At 72.1% G+C, this 19878-nt stretch carries 19 protein-coding genes; 12 read left to right on the forward strand and 7 right to left on the reverse strand.

Translation table 11 applies throughout. The annotated features are described in order from the left end of the window. The first annotated feature begins 6 nt into the window (after positions 1-6). Positions 7-441, forward strand: coding sequence for a cupin domain-containing protein (locus ACTOQ2_RS39470; protein ID WP_440106445.1), 435 nt, complete (start codon positions 7-9; stop codon positions 439-441). A 245-nt stretch (positions 442-686) separates the two neighbouring features. Here the strand turns inward: ACTOQ2_RS39470 and ACTOQ2_RS39475 are convergent, their stop codons facing one another. Continuing rightward, on the reverse strand, positions 687-1520 hold the full coding sequence (locus ACTOQ2_RS39475; protein WP_440106447.1) for a helix-turn-helix domain-containing protein: 834 nt from the start codon (positions 1518-1520) through the stop codon (positions 687-689). A 119-nt stretch (positions 1521-1639) separates the two neighbouring features. Between ACTOQ2_RS39475 and ACTOQ2_RS39480 the strand changes: the two genes are divergently transcribed. Together ACTOQ2_RS39480 and aspS are read left to right on the forward strand one after the other, a co-directional pair. Continuing rightward, positions 1640-2476, forward strand: coding sequence for an SDR family oxidoreductase (locus tag ACTOQ2_RS39480; protein WP_440106449.1), 837 nt, complete (start codon positions 1640-1642; stop codon positions 2474-2476). A gap of 480 nt (positions 2477-2956) precedes the next feature. Beyond that, positions 2957-4288 (forward strand): aspartate--tRNA(Asn) ligase, encoded by a 1332-nt coding sequence (gene aspS / locus ACTOQ2_RS39485; RefSeq protein ID WP_440106451.1) that lies wholly within the window; start codon positions 2957-2959, stop codon positions 4286-4288. A 53-nt stretch (positions 4289-4341) separates the two neighbouring features. Here aspS and ACTOQ2_RS39490 read toward each other — a convergent pair whose 3' ends face one another. Next, positions 4342-5556 carry a M20/M25/M40 family metallo-hydrolase gene (locus ACTOQ2_RS39490; RefSeq protein ID WP_440106453.1) on the reverse strand — a complete coding sequence of 405 codons (1215 nt, stop codon included), beginning with the start codon at positions 5554-5556 and terminating at the stop codon, positions 4342-4344. A gap of 167 nt (positions 5557-5723) precedes the next feature. Here ACTOQ2_RS39490 and ACTOQ2_RS39495 point away from each other — a divergent pair, with 167 nt between their 5' ends. The 6 genes from ACTOQ2_RS39495 to ACTOQ2_RS39520 all read left to right on the forward strand — a co-directional run bounded on the left by ACTOQ2_RS39495 (position 5724) and on the right by ACTOQ2_RS39520 (position 11377). After that, a complete protein-coding gene (locus tag ACTOQ2_RS39495; protein WP_362692404.1) occupies positions 5724-6182 on the forward strand; it encodes an Lrp/AsnC family transcriptional regulator in 459 nt (152 codons plus the stop codon). Between the two features lie 105 nt (positions 6183-6287). Beyond that, entirely contained in the window at positions 6288-7256 is a 969-nt protein-coding gene (locus ACTOQ2_RS39500) for an RNA polymerase subunit sigma-70 (protein WP_440106455.1), read from the forward strand. 140 nt (positions 7257-7396) lie between these two features. Beyond that, positions 7397-8341 carry a TIGR03086 family metal-binding protein gene (locus ACTOQ2_RS39505; protein WP_440106457.1) on the forward strand — a complete coding sequence of 315 codons (945 nt, stop codon included), beginning with the start codon at positions 7397-7399 and terminating at the stop codon, positions 8339-8341. Positions 8342-8722: 381 nt separating this feature from the next. Next, the gene (locus tag ACTOQ2_RS39510; protein ID WP_440066857.1) at positions 8723-9397 is read left to right on the forward strand and encodes a response regulator; all 675 of its coding nucleotides are present in this window, start codon (positions 8723-8725) and stop codon (positions 9395-9397) included. Between the two features lie 7 nt (positions 9398-9404). After that, positions 9405-10895 (forward strand): ATP-binding protein, encoded by a 1491-nt coding sequence (locus tag ACTOQ2_RS39515; protein WP_440106459.1) that lies wholly within the window; start codon positions 9405-9407, stop codon positions 10893-10895. Then, positions 10892-11377 carry a hypothetical protein gene (locus ACTOQ2_RS39520; RefSeq protein WP_440106461.1) on the forward strand — a complete coding sequence of 162 codons (486 nt, stop codon included), beginning with the start codon at positions 10892-10894 and terminating at the stop codon, positions 11375-11377. Before ACTOQ2_RS39515 ends, ACTOQ2_RS39520 begins: the two co-directional genes overlap by 4 nt. A 26-nt stretch (positions 11378-11403) precedes the next feature. Here the strand turns inward: ACTOQ2_RS39520 and ACTOQ2_RS39525 are convergent, their stop codons facing one another. The 5 genes from ACTOQ2_RS39525 to ACTOQ2_RS39545 all read right to left on the reverse strand — a co-directional run bounded on the left by ACTOQ2_RS39525 (position 11404) and on the right by ACTOQ2_RS39545 (position 16789). Beyond that, entirely contained in the window at positions 11404-12096 is a 693-nt protein-coding gene (locus ACTOQ2_RS39525) for an aspartate/glutamate racemase family protein (protein ID WP_440106463.1), read from the reverse strand. Between the two features lie 175 nt (positions 12097-12271). Further along, positions 12272-13651, reverse strand: a complete 1380-nt coding sequence (locus ACTOQ2_RS39530; protein ID WP_440106465.1) for a UDP-N-acetylmuramoyl-tripeptide--D-alanyl-D-alanine ligase — start codon at positions 13649-13651, stop codon at positions 12272-12274. Further along, the gene (locus tag ACTOQ2_RS39535) at positions 13648-14604 is read right to left on the reverse strand and encodes a D-alanine--D-alanine ligase family protein (protein ID WP_440106467.1); all 957 of its coding nucleotides are present in this window, start codon (positions 14602-14604) and stop codon (positions 13648-13650) included. The genes ACTOQ2_RS39530 and ACTOQ2_RS39535 overlap by 4 nt, the downstream gene beginning before the upstream one ends. A 171-nt stretch (positions 14605-14775) precedes the next feature. Next, positions 14776-15348: a D,D-peptidase/D,D-carboxypeptidase VanY-N gene (gene vanY-N / locus ACTOQ2_RS39540; protein ID WP_440106469.1), complete on the reverse strand. Its 573-nt coding sequence runs from the start codon at positions 15346-15348 to the stop codon at positions 14776-14778. 190 nt (positions 15349-15538) lie between these two features. Continuing rightward, a complete protein-coding gene (locus tag ACTOQ2_RS39545; protein ID WP_440106471.1) occupies positions 15539-16789 on the reverse strand; it encodes an MFS transporter in 1251 nt (416 codons plus the stop codon). A 134-nt stretch (positions 16790-16923) separates the two neighbouring features. Here ACTOQ2_RS39545 and ACTOQ2_RS39550 point away from each other — a divergent pair, with 134 nt between their 5' ends. From ACTOQ2_RS39550 to ACTOQ2_RS39560, 3 genes are all read left to right on the forward strand, one after another. Further along, on the forward strand, positions 16924-17859 hold the full coding sequence (locus tag ACTOQ2_RS39550) for a LysR family transcriptional regulator (protein ID WP_440106473.1): 936 nt from the start codon (positions 16924-16926) through the stop codon (positions 17857-17859). A gap of 252 nt (positions 17860-18111) precedes the next feature. Beyond that, positions 18112-18759, forward strand: coding sequence for an HD domain-containing protein (locus ACTOQ2_RS39555; protein ID WP_440106475.1), 648 nt, complete (start codon positions 18112-18114; stop codon positions 18757-18759). Continuing rightward, a complete protein-coding gene (locus ACTOQ2_RS39560; protein WP_440106477.1) occupies positions 18747-19793 on the forward strand; it encodes a GlxA family transcriptional regulator in 1047 nt (348 codons plus the stop codon). Before ACTOQ2_RS39555 ends, ACTOQ2_RS39560 begins: the two co-directional genes overlap by 13 nt. Positions 19794-19878 lie beyond the last annotated feature (85 nt).

Genomic DNA, 19878 nt, shown 5'->3' on the forward strand with positions numbered 1-19878 from the left:
GAACACATGAGCACCGCACATACGCACCATCTCGAGAATCCCGACGCGACCACCCCGCCGCCGAAGATCGAACTCGTCTCGTCGGTACCATCTCCTCCGCCGATGCCGGACAACGCCGAGGCGATGACAATCCTGGTCACACTGCCGCCGGGCAGCGAGGGCAACCCGCCGCACCGCCACACGGGACCCGCGTACGGATACATGATCAGAGGCGAGATGATCTTCGAGCTGGAAGGCGAGCCGCAACGGATCGTCAAGGCGGGGGAGTCGTTCTGGGAGCCCGGCGGGGACCTCATCCACTACCAGGATGGCAACAACCTCCCGGACGCCGAAACCCAGTTCGCCGTCACGATGTTCGGTGTGGCCGGACAGCCGATGCTCATTCCGGTGAGCGCGGAAGAACTCGAAGAGCGCCGGGACCGCCGAGCGCCTCGCCCGTAACCGTGGACGGGGAGTCCGGCGCTGCTCCTTGTTCGCGGACTTCCCGCACCGGCCTGCCGCGCTGCCGATCTCGCGCGCGGAGGTCATGGCCCGTGGGCTCCTGCGGGCCACGTCGCTGCCGGTGATCGTGGTCAGGGAAACCGTACGTAAATGATCTTGAAGGGGCCGGTGGTCGCTCACGTACCCGCTGGAATTTGATTCTGAAGGCCCGGCTCGCGTGCCTCCAAAATCCTCACACCTGTCCCTCATGGAGTCCGGCCGCTCAGCAGCCGCAGGGCCTCGGCGGTGGCGGAGCCGGGTTCGACGTTGTAGACGCACAGGGTCTGGTCGGGGTCGTCGGGAGGCTGGAAGGTCTCGTAGGAGAAATGAAGATCACCGACCACGGGGTGGTGGTAATGCTTGCTGCCATGGGTGCGGCGCAGGACGTGGTGGTCGTTCCACCAGGTGGTGAACTGGGGTAAACGCAGGGTGAGCTCGGCCACGAGGTCGGCGAGCAGCCGGTCGTGCGGGTGGCGGCCCGTTTCGAAGCGGAGCATGGCGACGGTCTCGGCGGCCGCCTCTGCCCAGTTCCCGACGCGGTCACGGGCGTCCGGGTCCAGGAGGTAGTAGCGGGCGAGGTTGCGCCGGGGGGCGGGGATGGCCTCGAAGTCCGTCAGGACCGCGCAGATCAGGCGGTTGGTGGCCAGCACGTCGGTGCGCCGGCCGAGGATGAAGGCGGGGACGTGCTCCAGGGTCCGGAGCGTGAGGTGCAGGCCCGGGCGGACCCGCTGCGGGCCGGCGGGGGTACGGGGGGCGGGTACGGGCCGCGCCAGCAGGTCGGTGAGGTGCTCGCGCTCCGCGAAATCGAGCTGGAGCGCGCGTGCGAGGGTCGCGACGACCTCCTGAGAGGGGTTTCTGGCGCGGCCCTGTTCAAGGCGGGTGTAGTACTCGGTGCTCACTCCGGCGAGGCGGGCGACCTCGTCGCGGCGCAGTCCCGGCACCCGCCGGATGCGACCGTCATCCGCCAGTCCCGCCCGACCGGGGGTGATCCGGGCCCGGCGGGAGCGCAGAAAGTCGGCGATCTCGCTACCACGGTCCATGTCTCCAGTGTGAACCCGCCGGGTGTGGCGCGCCTTCGCCGGGTGGCCCTGCCGGTACCTGCCTGCTCAGGGCCTGTTCAAGCCCCGTAAACGCAGCTCGGGGGTGGTGTGCTGGATGTATGGGACGGTTGCCGGCCACGGCCCATCCCTTGATCCGTTTCTCGTTGGGAGGTGGCCCCATGCTCGGGGAAATCCCTGTCAAGCCCCTGACCGGCCGTGTGGCGGTCATGACCGGCGCCTTCGGCGACGTCGGTGAGGCCTCGGCCGAACACCTGGCGGGGCTGGGCGCGCGTGTCGCCGTCCTGGACCGGAGTGCGGACCGGCTGGACAGGCTGGTCTCCCGGATCGGGAGGAACGGCGGCACCGCCCTGGCGATCACCGTTGACGTGACCGACGCCGCGGCGGTGCGCTCGGCCGCCGGCCGGGTGGCGGCCGAGCTGGAGGACGCCGACCTGCTGATCAACAACACGGGCGTCATGCTGCCCGTCCCGAGCGAGGAGCCGGTCGCCGATCGGTGCAAGCGTCAGATCGACCTCAACATCACCGGGCTGACGAACGTCCTCGGCGCGTTCACCCCGCAGCTGGTCAGGGCCGCCGGTGAGCGTGGCGTGGCCGATCTGATCAACGCCTCGTCGATCGCGACGCGGAACGGCTTCCCCGACTTCGCCGTCTACTCCGGTACCAAGACATACGTCACCCGCCTCTCGCATCACCTGCGTGTCGAGCTGGGCACCAAGAACGTGCGGGTGTCGAGGCTCGAACAGGGCGTCGCCGAAACCGGGCCACGGTGCCGCGTCACCGGCAACGGTGCGTTCCGGTGGCTGAGAGGTTCCAGGAAGACGATGGAGTGGCTCACACCGCAGGACGTCGCGGAAACCGTCGGCTTCATCGCCACGCTGCCGCCGCGCGCGACCCTCCAGCGGATCACGATCACGCCCACCCGCCGGCCCGTCTGACCCTGCTCGCCCCCCCTGCGCTCGCCCCTGCCGAGGCCACGGGCCGCGAGGACACCTGCCCGATCCTCCCCGGCGGGCGCCACCGGACCGGCGACCGGCCGACCCGGCCCCGGAACCTACGGGCCCTACGGGTCGGCGGGCTTTCTCGGCGTACTCCGCGACGCGCGGCGATTGTGGTTGCGATGCGCGACAGCGCACGCGTACTCTTCCGGCAACGCATTGACGGAGACGAGTAGTCACGGGATCAGGGCGGGCAGGAGAGAGCCGCCGGCAGCTGCGAAGGCGGCCCCGTCCCCGGTGACGAAGACCCTCCCGAGTGCGGGGAGAAACGGCGTCCGCGCCCAATGCCCCGCCGGCCGGCCCCCGTCACCGGGCCCATCGAGGCCGCCGTCGTCACGGCGGTGAAAGTGCGGTGGCACCGCGAGTTCCCTTCTCGCCCGCACTCCCAAGGGATCACCACTCACTGCCAAGAGGTTTGTGATGATCTCCTCATCCACGACTGTCCCGTCCACCGGCAGAACGCTGGCCGCGGAGCTCCCGCGGCGAATCGGCCGGCAGGTGACCGTCCAGGGCTGGCTGCACCGCAGGCGAACCCTGAAATCCGTGGTCTTCCTCATCCTGCGAGACCGCTCCGGCCTGGTCCAGGCCGTGGTCACCGAGCCCGAGGCCATGGCCGCGGCCGGCGGCCACCCGGAAGAGACCGTCCTGCAGATCACCGGAACCGTGACCGCCAACCCCCAGGCTCCCGGCGGAGCCGAGGTGACGTCCCCGGTGGTGACCGCCCTGTCGGGACCGGCCGAGGCCCCTCCGTTCGACCTCTACCGCCCCTCGGTGCCGGCCACCCTGCCGACCATCCTCGACCACGCCCCGGTGGCCCTGCGCCATCCGCTGCTGCGGGCGCCCCATGCCATCTCCGCGGTCTCGGTGGCGGGTTTCCGCACGACGCTGGACGCGCTCGGCTTCACCGAGATCCACACGCCCAAGGTGGTGGCCTCGGCGACCGAGTCCGGTGCCGGCGTCTTCGAGATCGACTGGTTCGGCACCCGCGCCTACCTGGCCCAGTCGCCGCAGTTCTTCAAGCAGGCGATGGTCGGGGTCTTCGAGCGCGTCTACGAGACCGGGCCGGTCTTCCGGGCCGAACCCCACGACACCGCACGGCACCTGGCCCAGTACACCTCGCTGGACGCCGAGCTCGGCTTCGTCGGCGACCACCGGGAGGTGATGGCCGTGCTGCGCGAGGTGATCGCGGGCATGACGGCCGCCGTCGAACAGCACGCCGGTGAGGCGTGCGCGCTGCTGGGCGTCGAGCTGTCCGACGTCCCGGAACGGATCCCGGAGATCCACTTCGCCCGGGCCCAGGAACTCCTGGCCGCCCACACCGATGAGGACCCCCGGGGTGAGCCGGACCTCGCCCCGGCCCACGAACGCTGGCTGTCGCGGTGGGCGCTGCGCGAGCACGGCAGCGAGTTCCTGTTCGTCACCGGCTACCCGATGGCCAAACGCCCCTTCTACACCCACCCCGAGCCCGGCAGGCCGCAGTACTCCAACAGCTTCGACCTGCTCTTTCGCGGCTTGGAGCTCGTCACCGGCGGCCAGCGCCTGCACCGCCACGAGGACTATCTCGCGGCCCTGGCGGCCCGCGGGGAGTCACCGGAGCCGTACGCCGGCTATCTCGCCGCCTTCCGGCACGAGATGCCCCCGCACGGTGGCTTCGCCCTCGGCCTGGAACGGTGGACCACCCGGCTGACAGGGGCCGACAACATCCGCCGTGCCACCCTGTTCCCCCGTGACCTCCACCGGCTGACTCCCTGACGCCTCCGGGTGCGGCCCGCCGGGACACCACCGGGACGGGCCGCACCCGGTCGTCAGGACAGCATGTCGCTCGCGTAGCGGGCGTACACGGCGGCGCAGCGGCGCATGGCGATCTCGTCGACGTACTCGTCGGGACCGTGTGAGACGTCCAGGCGGCCCGCGCCGTAGCCGAAGGCGGGGATGCCGAGCTGTGCGTACCAGCGGGTCTCCAGGATGCCCGCGCACATCTCGAACCGGGCCGGCGCGCCCTGGACGTCGCCGACGACGCGGGCGAGCGCGACCGCCGCGGGATGGTCGCGCCCGGTGCCGGCGGAGGGCTGCAGCTGGATCGTGCGGATCGACACGTCGGCGCCGATCTCGCGGGCGGCGTCCTCGATGAGGCCGGTCAGGCGCTTGAGCTCGCCCTCCAGATCCTCTTCGGGGTTGTAGCGGCCGTCGACGGTGAAGAAGGCCGAGCCGGGCACGACGTTGAAGTTGGAGCCGCCGCCGGACAGGCCGCCGACGACGAGCATGCTGCCGCGAGCGTCGCCGTCGCTCATCGGGAAGCCGGTGTGCCGCCCGGCCATCTCGGTGGCGTACCGCTCGACGGGGCGGGCGATGTGCAGCATCTGCTGGAAGGCGTTGACCCCGAGGTTCGCCTGCCCGACATGGGCCTCGCGGCCCCGGATGTCGACGCGGACGGAGACGGCGCCGCGGGCGGCGTTCCAGATGGCGCCGCCGCTGGGTTCGGCGGTGACCATGGCCAGCGCGGCCGGCTCGATCAGCTCGGCGGCGCGCAGGTGCCCGGCGCCCACGACGCTGCCGGTCTCCTCGTCGCACACCAGGTGCACGACGACCCGCCCGTCGCCGAGCAGCCCCAGGTCCCTGGCCGCCGCGGCGCCGTAGAGCATGCTGACGATGCCGCCCTTCATGTCCGCCGTGCCCCGGCCGATGATCCTCCCGTCGCGGCGTACGGCCGTGAACTGCCCGCGGCTCTGGGCGGGCACCACGTCGAAGTGGCCGTGGAAGTAGACGAGCCTGTCACCGTCGCCGGCGGTGCCGCGCACGACGCAGGGCTCTTCGAGCTCACCGGACGGGTCGACGAGGTCGATGATCTCCGGGGACAGGCCGAGACGGTCCATCGCCTCGCGCAGCACCCGCGCGCAGCGGCCCAGCGCGCGGCCGGGCGGGTTCTCGGAGTCGACGGCCACGAGACGTTCGAGAAGCAGAGCCATCTCCTCGGCCCGTTCGTCCAGCCAGGCTCCGACCTGCGCGGCGTGGTTCGCCATGGGTTCTCACCTCTCGTCGGACGGTGTCACGGTGCGGCTCGCCCCCGGAGCCCGTATGGGCGTGCACGACGGAAAGCGGGGCGTTCAGCCACCGGAAAAGCAATTGACGCAATTCTAGGTTGAAATCAACCTCATATGGTTTCCGATTCTGACTCTAGAATCGCAATATGAGCAATGAAAACATACTTGATGCCATTGACCGCGAAATTTTGTTCCACCTGCGGCGGGACGGCCGGTTGACCAACGTCGAGCTCGCCAGGCGCGTGGGGCTCACCCCGCCCCCGTGCCTGCGCCGGGTGAAGCGCCTGGAGGAGGCGGGCGTCATCACCGGCTACCGGGCGACGGTCGATCACGGGATCCTCGGCGGCGGGCTGGAGGTCATCGTCTCCATCGAGGTCGCCGTGAGCGATCTGAAGACCCTGGAGCAACTGGAGAGGACCATCGCCGCCTACGACGAGGTCGTCGAGTTCCGCCGCCTGTTCGCCACCCCCGACTACCACCTGCGCGTTCTCGTCGCCGACTACGCCGCCTACGAGGCGTTCCAGACCGGGAAGATCATCGGTATTCCCGGCGTGGCCCGGGTGATCTCCCAGCCGACCATGAAGAAGATCAAGGTTCTCGACTGATCGGGGGCGCACCAGGAAACGTGTCACCAGCGGCAGTGCGACTCCGATCCGGCGTGGAGGGCGAACTCGCCGTTTGTGTCGTACCCGGTCGCTAGGCTCACCGCCGTGAGTACGGTCGAGGACATCGGCGCGGGGCAGGCGCGGCTGCTGGCCGCCGCGCAGGGTGGTGATCGCGCCGCCTTCGACGCCCTGCTCGCGCCGCATCGGCGGGCTCTGCACCTGCATTGCTATCGCATGCTCGGCTCGATCGACCAGGCCGAGGACGCGGTGCAGGAGGCGCTGTTGCGGGCCTGGCGCGGGCTGGGCGGCTATGAGGGCCGGGCTCCGCTTCCCCACTGGCTGTACCGGATCGCGACGATGACGTGCCTGCGGGCCGTCGAGCGGCGCGAGCGCCTGCCGGCTGTGCATGCCGAGATCGCCCACCTGCAGCCGTACCCCGACGCACTGATCGACGAGCTCGACCCCGCCCTGCTCGCCGAACGGCGCGAGGAGGTGGCACTGGCGTTCGTCGCGGCGCTGCAGCTGCTGCCGCCCACCCAGCGGGCAGTGGTCATCTTGCGCGAGGTGCTGTGCTGGAGCGCCGCCGAGGTCGCCGCCCTGCTCGACCTCAGCGTCCCGGCCGTCAACAGCTCGCTGCAGCGCGGCCGGGCCGCCCTGCGCGCCCACGCGGACAGGCCGCGCCGGCCGCTGATCGACTACGAGCGGCAGCTGCTGCGCCGGTTCGTGCGCTCCTGGCAGCGGCGTGACCTCGACGCGCTGGCCGCCCTGCTGCACGAGGACGTGATCTTGCGGATGCCGCCGGAACAGGTCGAGATCAGTGGCCGGACGGCGGTGACGGAGTTCTTCGCCACCGAGCCGGCCGGTGGTCGGCTGGACCTTATCGATCTGGTCGAGATCGCCGCCAACGGCCAGCCCGCGCTGGCGGCCTACCTGCCCGACCACGCCGGCGCCTGCCGCGGCTACGGGATCATGGTGCTGTCCCTGACCTCGCACGGGGTGGCGGAGATCGTCGGCTTCCCCGATCCGGAGCTGTTTCGCTGGTTCGGCCTGCCGCCGGCGGCTGGTACGCGATGAGACTGCGTGACCTGCGCAACCATGCCGTTGTTTTCTCTCCGTACCGGAAATTCCGCCGCCTTGCGATGAGTCGGCGCGGTGAGCCGGATCTGACGGGGTGAACGGTCGCGCCCGCGACCTCGTACCGGGAGACACCCCGAATGGATCCTCGCATCATCGTCGAGCCCTATTACCACGCCTGGCAGCACCGGGCCGGCGACATGAATCAGGTGCCGCTGGCCGACGACTTCGCCTTCACCGGCCCCGTCGCCAGCTTCACCGACAGCGCCGGCTATCGCGCCATGGCGCGTCAGGCCGGCGCCGCGGTCCGCTCCTTCCGCGTCCGCCACCAGTTCGCCGACGGCGACCTGGTCTGCTCCCTCATCGACTGGGAGATGGATCCGCTGCCCGGCACCCTGACCGCCGCCGAACTGCTGCGCGTCCGTGACGGGCAGATCGTCTCCGGCGAGCTGCTCTACGACGCCGAAGACCTGCGCCGCGCGATGACCGCCACTCGCCGGCTGGCCCTCACGGACCTGCTGGAACGCAGCCACGCTTCGGTCGTCCGGGTGCTTGGGCAGATCCGCGCACAGGGCTGGGAGGCGGTGAGCACGTGCGGGGAATGGACCGTCCGTCAGACGGCCAACCACCTGGCCGGCGCACTGTCGCTGCTCGCCCGCTTCGCCGAGGGCGAGCAACCGGATCCGGCCGAGCTCGACGGACAGCGCCAGGCCGACACCGACCACCTCGGCGCCGACCCCGCCGCCGCCTTCCGTGCGATCGCCGAACGATCGGTGGCGGCCTTCGCCGCGCCCGGCGCGCTGGAGCGCCGATACGCCTTCATGGGCGCCACCGTGCCCGGTGCCGTGCTGGCCTCGATCAGCTTGCAGGAATCGCTGATTCACGGCTGGGACATCGCCACCGGCGCCCACCTTCCCTACACCGCCGACGACGACGTCGTGCACGAGGTCTGGCAGTACGCCAAGACTGGCGTCGGCGACGACCAGCGCCGCGCCGGCCAGTTCGCCGAGGCGATTCCCGTCCTGCCTGCGGCCCCCTTGTTCGTCCGGCTGCTGGCCCACGCGGGACGGCACGCCCAGCCCTGACATCCGGCCGCCCGCCGCGATGCGGCGGGCGGCCTCGACGGGAGCGACCCCGAGGAGACCTGACGTTCTGAACGTGCGGTCATCGATTCGCCCGGATGGCGGCAGGAGCAGGGTGAACAGCCGGTCACGGGGCCGGGGTGGGGTCGTGCGCGGCTCGTTCACGACGAACTACGATTGGTGCCGAATGCGCGCGCGTTGTCCGCCGCATGCATGTGACCGTTCGTCGGCGGAGGCCACCGTCGGCGCGACCGTCGGCAAGGCCGTGACACAACCATGACACGGCGAAGACGAGGCGGGCACACGGCCGGCCGACAGTGGATGGGATTGACCGGCGGACGGGCTGCGGGCGAGTTACGGGGGCGTGCTGTGAAACTCGGGGGCGTGTCGCGAGTGCTGTTGATCGAGGACGACCCGGCCGTGCGGGAGGGCCTTGAGCTGGCCCTGACCTTGCACGGGTACCGGGTGCGCGCGGTGGAGTCCGGCGAGCAGGGGCTGGAGCGGCTGCGTACGGACCTTCCCGACGTCGTCGTGCTCGATCTGATGCTGCCCGGCATGGACGGCTTCGAGGTCTGCCGCCGCATCCGGGCCGCCGGCCAGCTGCCGATCATCATGCTGACCGCGCGCGGCGACGACATGGACGTGGTGGCCGGGCTGGAGGCGGGCGCCGACGACTACGTGGTCAAGCCGGTGCAGCCCAGGGTGCTCGAGGCGCGCATCGGCGCCGTGCTCCGGCGGATCGGCCGGGACCAGGCGGAGCTGGAGCGGCACGGGGACCTGACCATCGACCGGGCCGGGATCGTGGTCGCCAAACGCGGCGTGCCGGTGGACCTCGCCCCGACCGAGCTGCGCCTGCTGCTCGAGCTCTCCGGCACGCCGGGCCGGGTGCACAGCCGCCAGCAGCTGCTGGAGTCGGTGTGGGAGCACGGGTATTTCGGCGACTCGCGCCTGGTGGACGCGTGCGTGCAGCGGTTGCGCGCGAAGATCGAGGACGACTCGGCCGCGCCCGTCTACGTGCAGACGGTGCGTGGGTTCGGGTACCGGTTCGGGCCGGTGTGAGCCGCCGGTGACACCCCGGCCGAGCCTGGGGCTGCGTGCCCGGCTGCTGTCCGCCTTCGCGCTGCTGTGCGTGGTCACCGCGGCGGCGGTGGCCGGCGGGATCTACGTCCAGGCCCGCAACGCCATCCTGCAGAGGACCCAGGACGCCGCGGTGCAGGCGATGGCCGGCCGTCTGGAGGCGCTCTACCCGTTGCGGAGCGCGGCGCCGGGCCCGGACGAGCTCGGCGAGATCGCCGAGGCCGCGGCCGACCAGAACAGCTTCGCGGTCGCCGTCTACGGCGAGACGCACTCGCCGCTGCCCCCGTCCTCGCCCCCGGCGCCGGGGTCGGGGCCCTGGAGTCCGGACGGGAACGCCAGGCTCTCGGACCTCGGGGTGATCTCACCGGAGTTGCGGCAGGTGGTGGCCGGCGGCCGTACCGCGTGGCAACGCGTGGTCTGGCAGAACGCGCCCATCCTGATCATCGGCATGCCGTTGCTGATCATCGAGCAGGACCGGACGACGCGGGTGTCCGGCATCGAGGTCTACAGCGCGCGCAGCCTGCTTCCCGAAGAGCGCAGCGTCGACGAACTCGCCGCACGCGCCTGGCTCATCGGCGGGGCCGCCCTGGCGTTCGCGGTCGTCCTGGCGTTGCTGGCCACCCGTGGCGTGCTGGGCCCGGTGCGCGAGCTCGGCCGGGCGGCACGTCTGCTGGGCGAGGGCGAGATGCGGACCAGGATCGCGGTGCGCGGCTCCGACGAGCTGGCCGACGTGTCGCGCACGTTCAACGACACCGCCGCGGAGCTGGAACGGCTCGTCGGGCAGCTGCGCGAGATGGAGGCCGACGCCCGCCGGTTCGTGGCCGACGTGTCCCACGAGCTGCGTACCCCGCTGGCCGCGCTCGCCGCGGTCGCCGACGTCCTGGGGGAGGAGGCCGCCCGGCTGCCCGAGCCCGCAGGCAGGGCCGCCAGGCTGGTCAGCCAGGAGACGCTCAACCTCACCGCTCTGGTGAACGACCTCATCGAGATCAGCAGGTTCGACTCCGGCGTCGCTGCCCTCGCGCCGAACGAGGTCGACGTGGCCGAACTGGTGCGCGCGACCTTGCGCGTCCGGGGCTGGTCGGAGCGGGTGGACGCCGAGGTGCCGGCCGGGGTGGCGGCGCGGCTGGACCCGCGCCGGGTGGACGTCATCCTCGCGAACCTGGTCGGCAACGCCCTGCGGCACGGCGAGCCACCGGTGTCGGTACGGCTTCGCGCCGACCCGCACTGGATCACCCTTGAGGTCCGCGACCACGGATCGGGGCTGGACGAGGCGGTGCTGCCGCACGTGTTCGACCGGTTCTACAAGGCCAGCGCGGCCAGGGCCAGGTCCGAGGGCAGCGGCCTGGGCCTGGCCATCGCGAGGGAGAACGCGCGCCTGCACCGAGGCGACCTCACCGTCGCCAACGCCCCGGACGGCGGCGCCGTGTTCACGCTGCGCCTGCCACGCCGGGCATCCGATCCGGACGGAGGCCCCGAATGAGGACCGGACCCGCCCGCCGCACGCTCGCCGCGGGCCTCGTGTCGCTCGCCGCCGTGGCCGGCTGCGGCGTGCAACCCAGCGACGTCATCCCCGCCGGCGACCCGCCGAGCGGACGCGTCGCACCGACCACGACGATCACCCTCTATCTGGTGAAGAGCGGCCGGATCAGCGCGGTGACGCGGCCCCGTGATCGTCCGATGTTCCCGGCGGACACGCTTGCGCTGCTGGCGGACGGACCCACCGCGGGGGAGCGGGCGAACGGATTCACCACCGAGGTCCCGCCCGAAGCCGGTCCGTTCTCGGTGACCGCCAGGCCGGCCGGCCACCTGGTGGTGACCCTGTCCACTCCGGCCGGCGATCTGTCCGCACCGGCCGTCGAGCAGATCGTGTGCACGGCCGCCGCCACGGCGCCGGGAAGCCCTGCCCAGGTCACCGTCGTCGGTGCCGGGCAGAGCGTCGGCCCCCGGACCTGCCCGGGGTAACGGCGGAGAGCCGTCCTGTCGGTGCGTCAGCCGGCCAGCGCGAAGCCGGCCGCCGCCTCCGCGTGCAGCCGAGCGCTCGGCAGCAGCGGGACGGCGGTGTCCTTCTCGCTGATCAGGAGCTCGATCTCCGTGCAGCCGAGGATGACGCCTTCGGCTCCGCCGGCTGCGAGATCGGCGATGATCTGGGCGTACGCGTCCCTGGAGGATTCCCGGAGCACCCCGCGCACCAGCTCGTCGAAGATCACGCGATGGGCCAGTTCCCGCTGCTCGCGCCGCGGGACGACCACGTCGAAGCCGTGGGCGGCCAGCCGATCCCGGTAGAAGGGCTGCTCCATGGTGAAGCGAGTGCCCAGCAGGCCGACCCTGCGCATCCCCCTGGCGCGGACCTCCGCGCCCACGGCGTCGGCGATGTGCAGCACGGGCACGCCCGTGGCCCGCGCCACGTCGTCGCTCACCCGGCTGAAGGTGTTGCTGCAGACGAGCAGGACCTCGGCGCCGAGATCCTCCAGTTTCCCGCCGGCGTCGGCCAGCAGCGTCCCCACCTCGTCCCAGCGGTCGGCGAAGATGAGGTCCTCGACGGTCGTGTAGTCGACCGACCAGATGAGGCTGTTGGCGGAATGGCTGCCGCCGAGTCGCTCGCGTACCCGCTGGTTGACGATCTGGTAGTAGATCATCGTCGATTCCCAGCTCAACCCGCCGATGAGACCGATGGTGCGCATGGAACTCCGTTTCGATGTTTCTATAGGTCGATGGCCTGTGCCGGCAGGCCGGTCGGTGCCGGTCACGGTGGCGGTCACGGCGGCGGTGCCGCCCCCGGCCCGGCCGGGTCCGGCCAGGCGGTGCGTCGGCGCGGACTCGGCCGACTCGCCCGGCCCCTCGGCGACGCGCCGGCGGTCAGGCGCCGGCCAGCGCGCGGGCGCAGGCACCGAGCCCGATCTCGCTGGAGGCCTTGACGAACACCACGTCTCCCGGTTCGAGAAGCGCGGTGGCCAGCCTGAGGGCCTCGGCCACGTCCTCGGCGGTGTGGACGGTCACGCCCTGGTCCGAGGACTCCGCCGCCTCCGCCATCGCGAGCGGATCCCCTGCCCCGACCGCGATCAGCACGTCGAAGCGGAGGTCGGCGACGAGCCGGCCCATTTCCGCGTGCCGGGCGCGGGAGGCGTCCGCCTGCTGCCCCATCGCGCCGAGCACGGCGACGGTACGACGGGTGCCGGCCAGGGCCTTCACCGCCCGCAGCCCGGCCCGCATGGATTCGGGGCTGGCGTTGTAGGCGTCGTCGACGACGGTGATGCCGTCAGGTCGTTCGACGATCTCCAGCCGGCCCGCGGAGCGCCGCCGGGCGGCGTTCAGCCCGTCGGCGATCTCGGCGACGCCCAGACCGAGCGCGGTGGCGACGGCGGCGGCGGCCAGGGCGTTGCCCACCTGGTGCTCGCCCAGGAGGTCGAGCTCGACCGGGGCGCGGCCGGAGGGCGTCACCAGCTCGAACGCGGTTCGCGCGCGGTCGGCCATCCGCACGTCTTCGGCCCGCACCTGCGCCTTCGCCGACCTGCCGTACAACAGGATCCGGGCCCTGGTGCGGCCGGCCATGCCCATGACGTACGGGTCGTCGGCGTTGAGCAGTGCGAACCCGTCCGCCGCAAGTGCCTCGACCAGCTCGCCCTTGGCCTCGGCCACGTCGGCCGGCCCGGTTCCCATCCGCTCCACGTGCGCGGTGCCGACATTGAGCACCAGCCCGACCTGGGGCGGTGCGAGCCCGGTCAGGTACGTCAGGTCGCCCTTGCGGCCCGCACCCATTTCCAGCACCAGGTACCGGGTGGCGGCATCGGCGCGCAGCACGGTGAGCGGCAGCCCGAGCTCGTTGTTGAACGACCTGTCGGTGGCGACCGTCGCGGCGTGCCGTTCGAGCACCTGGGCCAGCAGGTCCTTGGTCGTGGTCTTGCCCACGGAGCCGGTCAGGCCGATCACGGCCGGGCTGATGTGTTCGAGCAGGTGCCTGGCCAGCAGGCCGATCGCGAGCTGGACGTCCTCGACCACGAGGGCGGGCACGCCGACGGGCCTGGAGGCCAGCACGGCGACGGCGCCGCCCGCGACGGCGCCGGCCGCGTGGTCGTGGCCGTCGACGCGGGCGCCGGCCGTCGCGACGAACAGGCCGCCGGGCACCACCTCGCGGGAGTCGACCGCCGAGGGCGCCGTCACCTGTGCCCGCGGGTCGCGCACGTCATGCAGGCTCGCGCCGACGACCCGCGCGATCCTGCTCAGCGTCATGGGGATCATGAGCCGCTCCTGGCGAACGCGAGGTCGACGAGGCGGCGCAGCAGGTCCGGGTACGGGACGCCGCTCGCGGCCCACGATCTGGCGTAGACCGAACGGGAGGTGAAGCCGGGCATGGTGTTGATCTCCAGCACGTACAGGCGTCCCGTGTCCTCCTCGTAGAGGAAGTCGACACGGGACAGGCCGTAGCCGCCGATCGCCCGGAAGGCGCGCAGGGCCAGCTCGCGCACGTCCTCGGCCACCCGTTCCGGCAGCGCGGCGGGGATGGCGGCGATCTCGGCCCGGCTGAGGTACTTGGCCTCGTAGTCGAGCCAGTCGCCGGGCACGATGAGCTCGCCGGGCACCGAGGCGTCCGGAGTGTCGTAGCCGCCGAGCACGCCGCAGATGATCTCGCGCGCGGTCACGCCCTGCTCGACGACGACCACCCGGTCGTAGGTGAGCGCCAGCTCCACGCCCGCGCGCAGCTCCTCCATGGAGGTGACGCGTGAGATGCCGATGGAGGAGCCCATGCCGGCCGGTTTGACGTACATCGGCCAGTCGAGCGACTTCACCAGGCCCCAGTGGTCGGTGGTGGTGCCCCATTCGTACTCGGTGAACCACACATGTGGGGTCAGCGGAATGTCCTCTGCCAGGAACGCGCGCCGCATCGCGACCTTGTTCATGGCCACGGCGGAGGCCATGACGCCGCAGCCCACGTACGGGATGCCCAGCGTCTCCAGATGACCCTGGACGACGCCATCCTCGCCGAACGGCCCGTGCAGCACGGGGAAGACCACGTCCACGAGATCGCGTCGCAGTTCCACCGGCCACCTGCCCCGCCGGTCGATGATGACGGCGACGGGCTCGTACAGATCCCTCGGCAGGGCGTTGAGCACGGCCTGCGCCGACTGCAGCGACACCTCGTGCTCGGCGGACGGCCCGCCCGCCAGCACGGCCACGCGTACGCGTTCGGTCACGATCGATCAGCCTTCCTCGGTGGCACGGAGACAGCCGGACCCGTCGCTGGGAAACAGGCGCCGGTCGGCCCCGTCCACTGTCGGCCGACCGTGTCCCCGCCTCGTCAGCGCCGTGTCATGGTTGTGTCACGGCCGAGCCGTCCTCGGGGCTGCCCGTGGGCCGCCTGTGGGCTACGGCCGGTCCGGGTGCTCGCCGGCCTGGCCCACGCCGGGGTGGGGCCGTCGTCGTGGTGGCCTGCCGCCCCTGTCCGGGCGGTACTCGAAGTGCCACCACTCGTTGTCGTAGATGCGGTACAGGTCGTAGCGGGCGCCGTGTTCCTCCAGCCAGCGCGCGCCCTCATGGGGGCGCACGTCCAGCGCGATGCCTTTGACGTGGGAGGATTCTGCCGGTGGCAGCACGAGCATGCGCGCCGACGCCGGGGAGCCGGAGCGGCGTACCTCCTCGTCGAACATCCGTTGCTGGACGTGGGGATCGCGGTACCCCGAGGTGAGGCCGATGAGCTGGCCGTGACGCCAGAGCGCCCGGGCGCGCGCCGCGGTGAACGCCGCCAGGGCGCCGTCGGTGAGCCCGGTGAGGTCCTCGGCGGGGAATCGCACCCGCAACGCCCAGCGGCAGGCCAGTTCGCGGGCACGGCCGGGATGGCGGGCGAACGCCGCGGGCAGCAGGAACACGGCGAGTACCAGCGTGACCGCGGCATACAGCCGGTCACGGGGCCGAAGCGGGATCGTGCGTGGCTCGTTCATGACGAACCACGATCGGCACCGGATGTGCGCGCGTCGTCCGCCGCATGTCACCGTTTCTCGATGACGGCGGCCGTCGGCAAGGCCGTGACACGACCATGACACGGCGAAGACGAGGCGGGCACCCGGCCGGCCTGGAAGGGGTTGACCGGCGGGCGCGTCACGTGGGCCCGCCGTGAAACCCGGCGGCGGGTCACGAGCGTCGCCGATCGAGGACGATCCGGTCGTACGGCAGGGGCGCCGCGGCGCGCCGGGGGAGCAGCAGCGGGGTCGCCAGCAGGAGCACGCCGGCCAGGCCGATGGCCGTGCGCGGGCCGAGCACGCCGCCCAGCACGCCCCAGACGGCGGTCAGGAGCGCGGTCGAGACCTTGGTCGTCACCGCCCAGGCGGACAGCGTGCGGGCGACCCGGCCGGTCGCGGTGCGCTCGAGGCGGTAGGTGGCGCAGACGGGGTTGAAGACCCCGCAGCAGAAGATGAGCCCGAGTTCGACGCCCATCACCAGCAGCAGCCCCCCGGTGCCCGGCCCCAGGAAGACCAGGCCGACGGGCCAGAGCGCGCGCAGCGTCCCCGCCACGACCAGGACCCGGTGCTGTCCGAACCGGGTGACGAGCGGCCGGGCCAGTCGCGAACCGAGCAGCCCGCCGATCGCGGGGGCGGCGAAGGCGAGGCCGTACTGCCAGGGTGCGAACCCGAGCCGGCCGAGCATCAGGACGGCCAGCAGCGGCCCGGTGGCCATCACCAGGCCGTTGAACAAGGCGGTGTTGACCAACAGCCGGCGTAGCGTCGCGTCGGCGAGGATGTACCGCCAACCGTCGAGCAGGTCCCCGGCCCGCATGCGCGCGGCCTTTCGGCGTTCGGGCCGCGGCTCCCGGCCGCCCGTCGCGCCGATGCCCAGGGCCGAGAGCAGGTAGCTGACCGCGTCGGCCACCACCGTCGCCACCGGGCCGAGGAGCCCGATCGCGGCGCCACCCAGCGGCGGCCCGACGATCGTGGTCGTCCAGGTCGTGGACTCGAGCCGGGCGTTGGCGACGAGCAGGTCCTCGACCGGCAGCAGCGTCTTCAGGTACGCGCCGGAGGCGGCGCGGAAGGTGATGTCGGCCGCCGCGACGACGACCGAGACCAGCAGGAGCTGGACGAAGGAGAGCACGCCGAGCGCGAACGCGGCGGGGATCGTCAGCAGCGCCGCGAACCGCACCAGGTCCATCCCGATCAGCACCGGCCGCTTGCGGCGGAACTCCCCCCACGGGCCGAGCGGCACCGCCACGGCCGCGCCCGCCAGAGCCCCCACGCTGGACAACGCCGCGACCTGCGCAGGGCCGGCGTGCAGCACCTGGATCGCGATCAGCGGGAACGCGCCGAAGGCGAGCCACGTACCGAGCGCGCTGGTCCCGTACGCCCCCCAGAGCCACCCGAACCGCCGCCCCAACCGGTGCCCGTTCCTCATGTTCGACGCCCCTCGTCACTCATCCACACAACCGATCCGCGATCGAAAAGCATCAAAGCGAGCCCCATGGCCGGGGATCAAACAACTACAGGCCACCCGGCCACAACCAGCGGTTGTACTCATAGGGTGTCCGCATGGACCTCGAGACCGTACGGACCTTCGTCGCCGCCGCCGACGCAGGGCAGTTCCAGGAGGCCGCCGCCGAGCTGGCGGTCACCCAGCAGGCCGTCTCCAAGCGCATCGCCGCGCTGGAGCGCGACCTCGGCGTGCGATTGTTCACCCGCACCCCGCGCGGCGCCGAGCTCACCATCGACGGGCAGGCGTTCCTGCCCCACGCCCGCGAGCTGCTCCGGGCCGCCGAGCGCGCGGTCGCGTCCGTGCGCGCCGGCAGCCGTCCGCTGCGCGTCGACGTGATCACCTCGCGCAGCGCGCAGTCGGGCCTGATGCGCGGCTTCCACCGCGCGCACCCCGAGATCGAGCTCGACGTGGTGATGCTGTTCGACATCGAGAAGGCCCTCGCCGCCATCCGGTCCGGTGCGATCGACGCGTCCTTCCGCGCCGTCGCCGCGCCCGGCCGGCCCCTTCCCGAGGGCATCGAGTCCGTCCGGGTGCTCGACGAGGCGCTTCAGCTCCTCACCGGGCCCGCCCACGCGCTGGCGGGCGCCCGGTCGGTGACGGTCGCCCAGCTCGCCGGGCACCGGATCTGGATGCCCGGCATCGTCCCCGGTACCGAGTGGGCCGCCTACTACGACGATCTCGTCGCCGAGTTCGGCCTCACCATCGAGGCGACCGGCCCCAACTTCGGCTCCGACGCGCTCCTCGACACCGTCGCCGACACCCCGGCCCTGGCCACCTTCATGGGCGAGCAGACCCGCCTGGTCTGGCCCGCCGGCCACGGCCTGCGCCGCATCCCGGTGACCGGCCCCACGCCCGTCTACCCGCACTCGCTCCTGTGGCACCGCGACAACCCCCACCCGGGGCTGGCCACCCTCCGCGCCCACCTCGCCGCCGCGGCGGCCGGCCACGGCGCCGCCGGGACCTGGGCGCCGGACTGGGCGATCACGCGCTGAACGCCGCCGCCCGGCAGGCGCGAGCAGGCACGCCACAGCCCCCGACCGGGGTGAGAAGCCGCCGTCACCGAACCGTTTCCAAGATCGTCTCTGGCGCCGGGATCCGGGTCGGTCCTTTCCGAAAGACCATTCCGGCCGATGTCCGTATCTGTGGGTTGTAGGGCCCTACGGCCATGGCGCCGCGGTTGGGCGGTTCGTAGATTGGAGGTGCCGCCGGAGGGCCGGCAGGCGACGTGAGCAGGGGTGATGGCGATGATCGGGGACTTTTCCGCACCGGCCGGGATACGGGTGCCGGACTCGACCCTGGCGAGGGAGGCGACCGCGCTGGTACGCGACAGCGCGAGCGAGCTGATCTACGACCACTCGCGCCGGGTGTACTTCTTCGGCGCCCTGCAGGGGCGCAACCGGGATCTGGGCTTCGACCCCGAGCTGCTCTACGTCGCGGCCATGTTCCACGACCTGGGCCTGGGCGAGCCCTTCCACGGCAGCGGGCGGCGTTTCGAGGTCGACAGCGCCGACGAGGCCCGCCGCTTCCTGCGGGAGCGCCAGGTGCCCGAGGACGGCGTCCGCCGGGTGTGGACCGCGATCGCCCTGCACACCACCCCGGGCATCCCCGAGTTCATGGAGCCGGAGGTGGCACTGGTGACGGCGGGGGTCGAGTACGACGTGCTGGGCATCGGCTACCACGACATCAGCGAGGCCGACCGGGCGGCGATCGTGGCCCTGCACCCGCGCCCCGACTTCAAGCGGCGCATCCTCGACGCCTTCACCGAGGGGATCCGGCACAAGCCGCAGACCACGTTCGGCAACGTGAAGGCCGACGTGCTCGCCCGCTACGTTCCCGGTTTCGTGCGCGGGGACTTCGTGCGCACCATCCTGGACTCCCCGTGGGCCGAGTAGCCTCGCGCCGGCGGGCGGACCACGTGGTCGCGGTGGTGGCCTTCGACGGCGTGCAGCTGCTGGATGTCACCGGTCCCGCCGAGGTCCTCACCACGGCGAACGGCTTCGGCGCCCGTTACGCGGTACGGGTCGTCTCCCCGTCCGGCGCGGACGTGCGCACCTCCTCCGGAGTGCGGATCGGGGTGGACGGAGCCCTGGAGAGCCTGCCCGCGCGGCTGGGCACGGTCGTCGTCCCCGGCCGCCACGACTGGCGGCGGGCCGTGGCCGACCAGGATCTGCTCGCCCTGGTCACGGAGCTCACCCGCCGCTCGGCGCGGGTCACCTCGGTGTGTGCCGGGGCCTTCGTGCTGGCGCAGACGGGCGTGCTCGACGGACGGCGTGCCGCCACCCACTGGCGGCTCGCCGCGCAGCTGGCGGCCGCCTATCCCCGGGTGAGGGTCGAGCCGGACCCGGTGTTCGTCAGGGACGGCCACGTCGTCACCTCCGCCGGCGTCACCGCGGGCATCGACCTGGCACTGTCCCTGGTCGAGGCCGACCACGGGGCCGGTCTCGCGCGCGACGTCGCCCGCGAGCTGGTCGTCTTCATGGCCCGCCCCGGAGGGCAGTCCCAGTTCAGCGCCCGCCTGGCCCCGCGTGAGGCGGCGCACCCGGTGCTGCGGCTCGTGATGGACGCCGTCGTGGCCGACCCGGCCGCCCCGCACAGCCTGGAGTCCCTGGCTCGTGACGCCGGTGTCAGCGCCCGCCACCTCAGCAGGCTCTTCCGCCGCGAGACGGGGACGACCTTGGGGCACTACCTCGAGTCGATACGGCTGGAGGCCGCCCAGGCTCTCCTCGAAGCGGGGAACAACCCCGTGGAGAGGGTGGCCGAGGAGTCCGGCTTCGGGTCCGCGGAGACCATGCGCCGCGTCTTCCAGCACACCCTGGGCGTCGCCCCGACCACCTACCGGGCACGCTTTCGCACCACCACCACCACCACTACCACCACCGCCGCCGCCGTGACCCGCGCGGCCGTGCCGGGACACCTCGTCTCGTAGGCCGCGAGGGGTTGGAAGCAGTTGGTGGTGGAGCATGTATCAGGATGCGTGAGTGAATGTGAAGGAGTGGGTTAAGGCGCAGGGT

The sequence above is a fragment of the Streptosporangium sp. H16 genome (assembly GCF_051918855.1).
Lineage (GTDB): Bacteria > Actinomycetota > Actinomycetes > Streptosporangiales > Streptosporangiaceae > Streptosporangium.

Coding starts and splice junctions, on each gene's coding strand:
- ACTOQ2_RS39470 (WP_440106445.1), top strand. CDS start 7: ATGAGCACCGCACATACGCACCATCTCGAGAATCCCGACGCGACCACC.
- ACTOQ2_RS39475 (WP_440106447.1), bottom strand. CDS start 1,520: ATGGACCGTGGTAGCGAGATCGCCGACTTTCTGCGCTCCCGCCGGGCC.
- ACTOQ2_RS39480 (WP_440106449.1), top strand. CDS start 1,640: ATGGGACGGTTGCCGGCCACGGCCCATCCCTTGATCCGTTTCTCGTTG.
- aspS (WP_440106451.1), top strand. CDS start 2,957: ATGATCTCCTCATCCACGACTGTCCCGTCCACCGGCAGAACGCTGGCC.
- ACTOQ2_RS39490 (WP_440106453.1), bottom strand. CDS start 5,556: ATGGCGAACCACGCCGCGCAGGTCGGAGCCTGGCTGGACGAACGGGCC.
- ACTOQ2_RS39495 (WP_362692404.1), top strand. CDS start 5,724: ATGAGCAATGAAAACATACTTGATGCCATTGACCGCGAAATTTTGTTC.
- ACTOQ2_RS39505 (WP_440106457.1), top strand. CDS start 7,397: ATGGATCCTCGCATCATCGTCGAGCCCTATTACCACGCCTGGCAGCAC.
- ACTOQ2_RS39520 (WP_440106461.1), top strand. CDS start 10,892: ATGAGGACCGGACCCGCCCGCCGCACGCTCGCCGCGGGCCTCGTGTCG.
- ACTOQ2_RS39525 (WP_440106463.1), bottom strand. CDS start 12,096: ATGCGCACCATCGGTCTCATCGGCGGGTTGAGCTGGGAATCGACGATG.
- ACTOQ2_RS39530 (WP_440106465.1), bottom strand. CDS start 13,651: ATGATCCCCATGACGCTGAGCAGGATCGCGCGGGTCGTCGGCGCGAGC.
- vanY-N (WP_440106469.1), bottom strand. CDS start 15,348: ATGAACGAGCCACGCACGATCCCGCTTCGGCCCCGTGACCGGCTGTAT.
- ACTOQ2_RS39545 (WP_440106471.1), bottom strand. CDS start 16,789: ATGAGGAACGGGCACCGGTTGGGGCGGCGGTTCGGGTGGCTCTGGGGG.
- ACTOQ2_RS39550 (WP_440106473.1), top strand. CDS start 16,924: ATGGACCTCGAGACCGTACGGACCTTCGTCGCCGCCGCCGACGCAGGG.
- ACTOQ2_RS39555 (WP_440106475.1), top strand. CDS start 18,112: ATGATCGGGGACTTTTCCGCACCGGCCGGGATACGGGTGCCGGACTCG.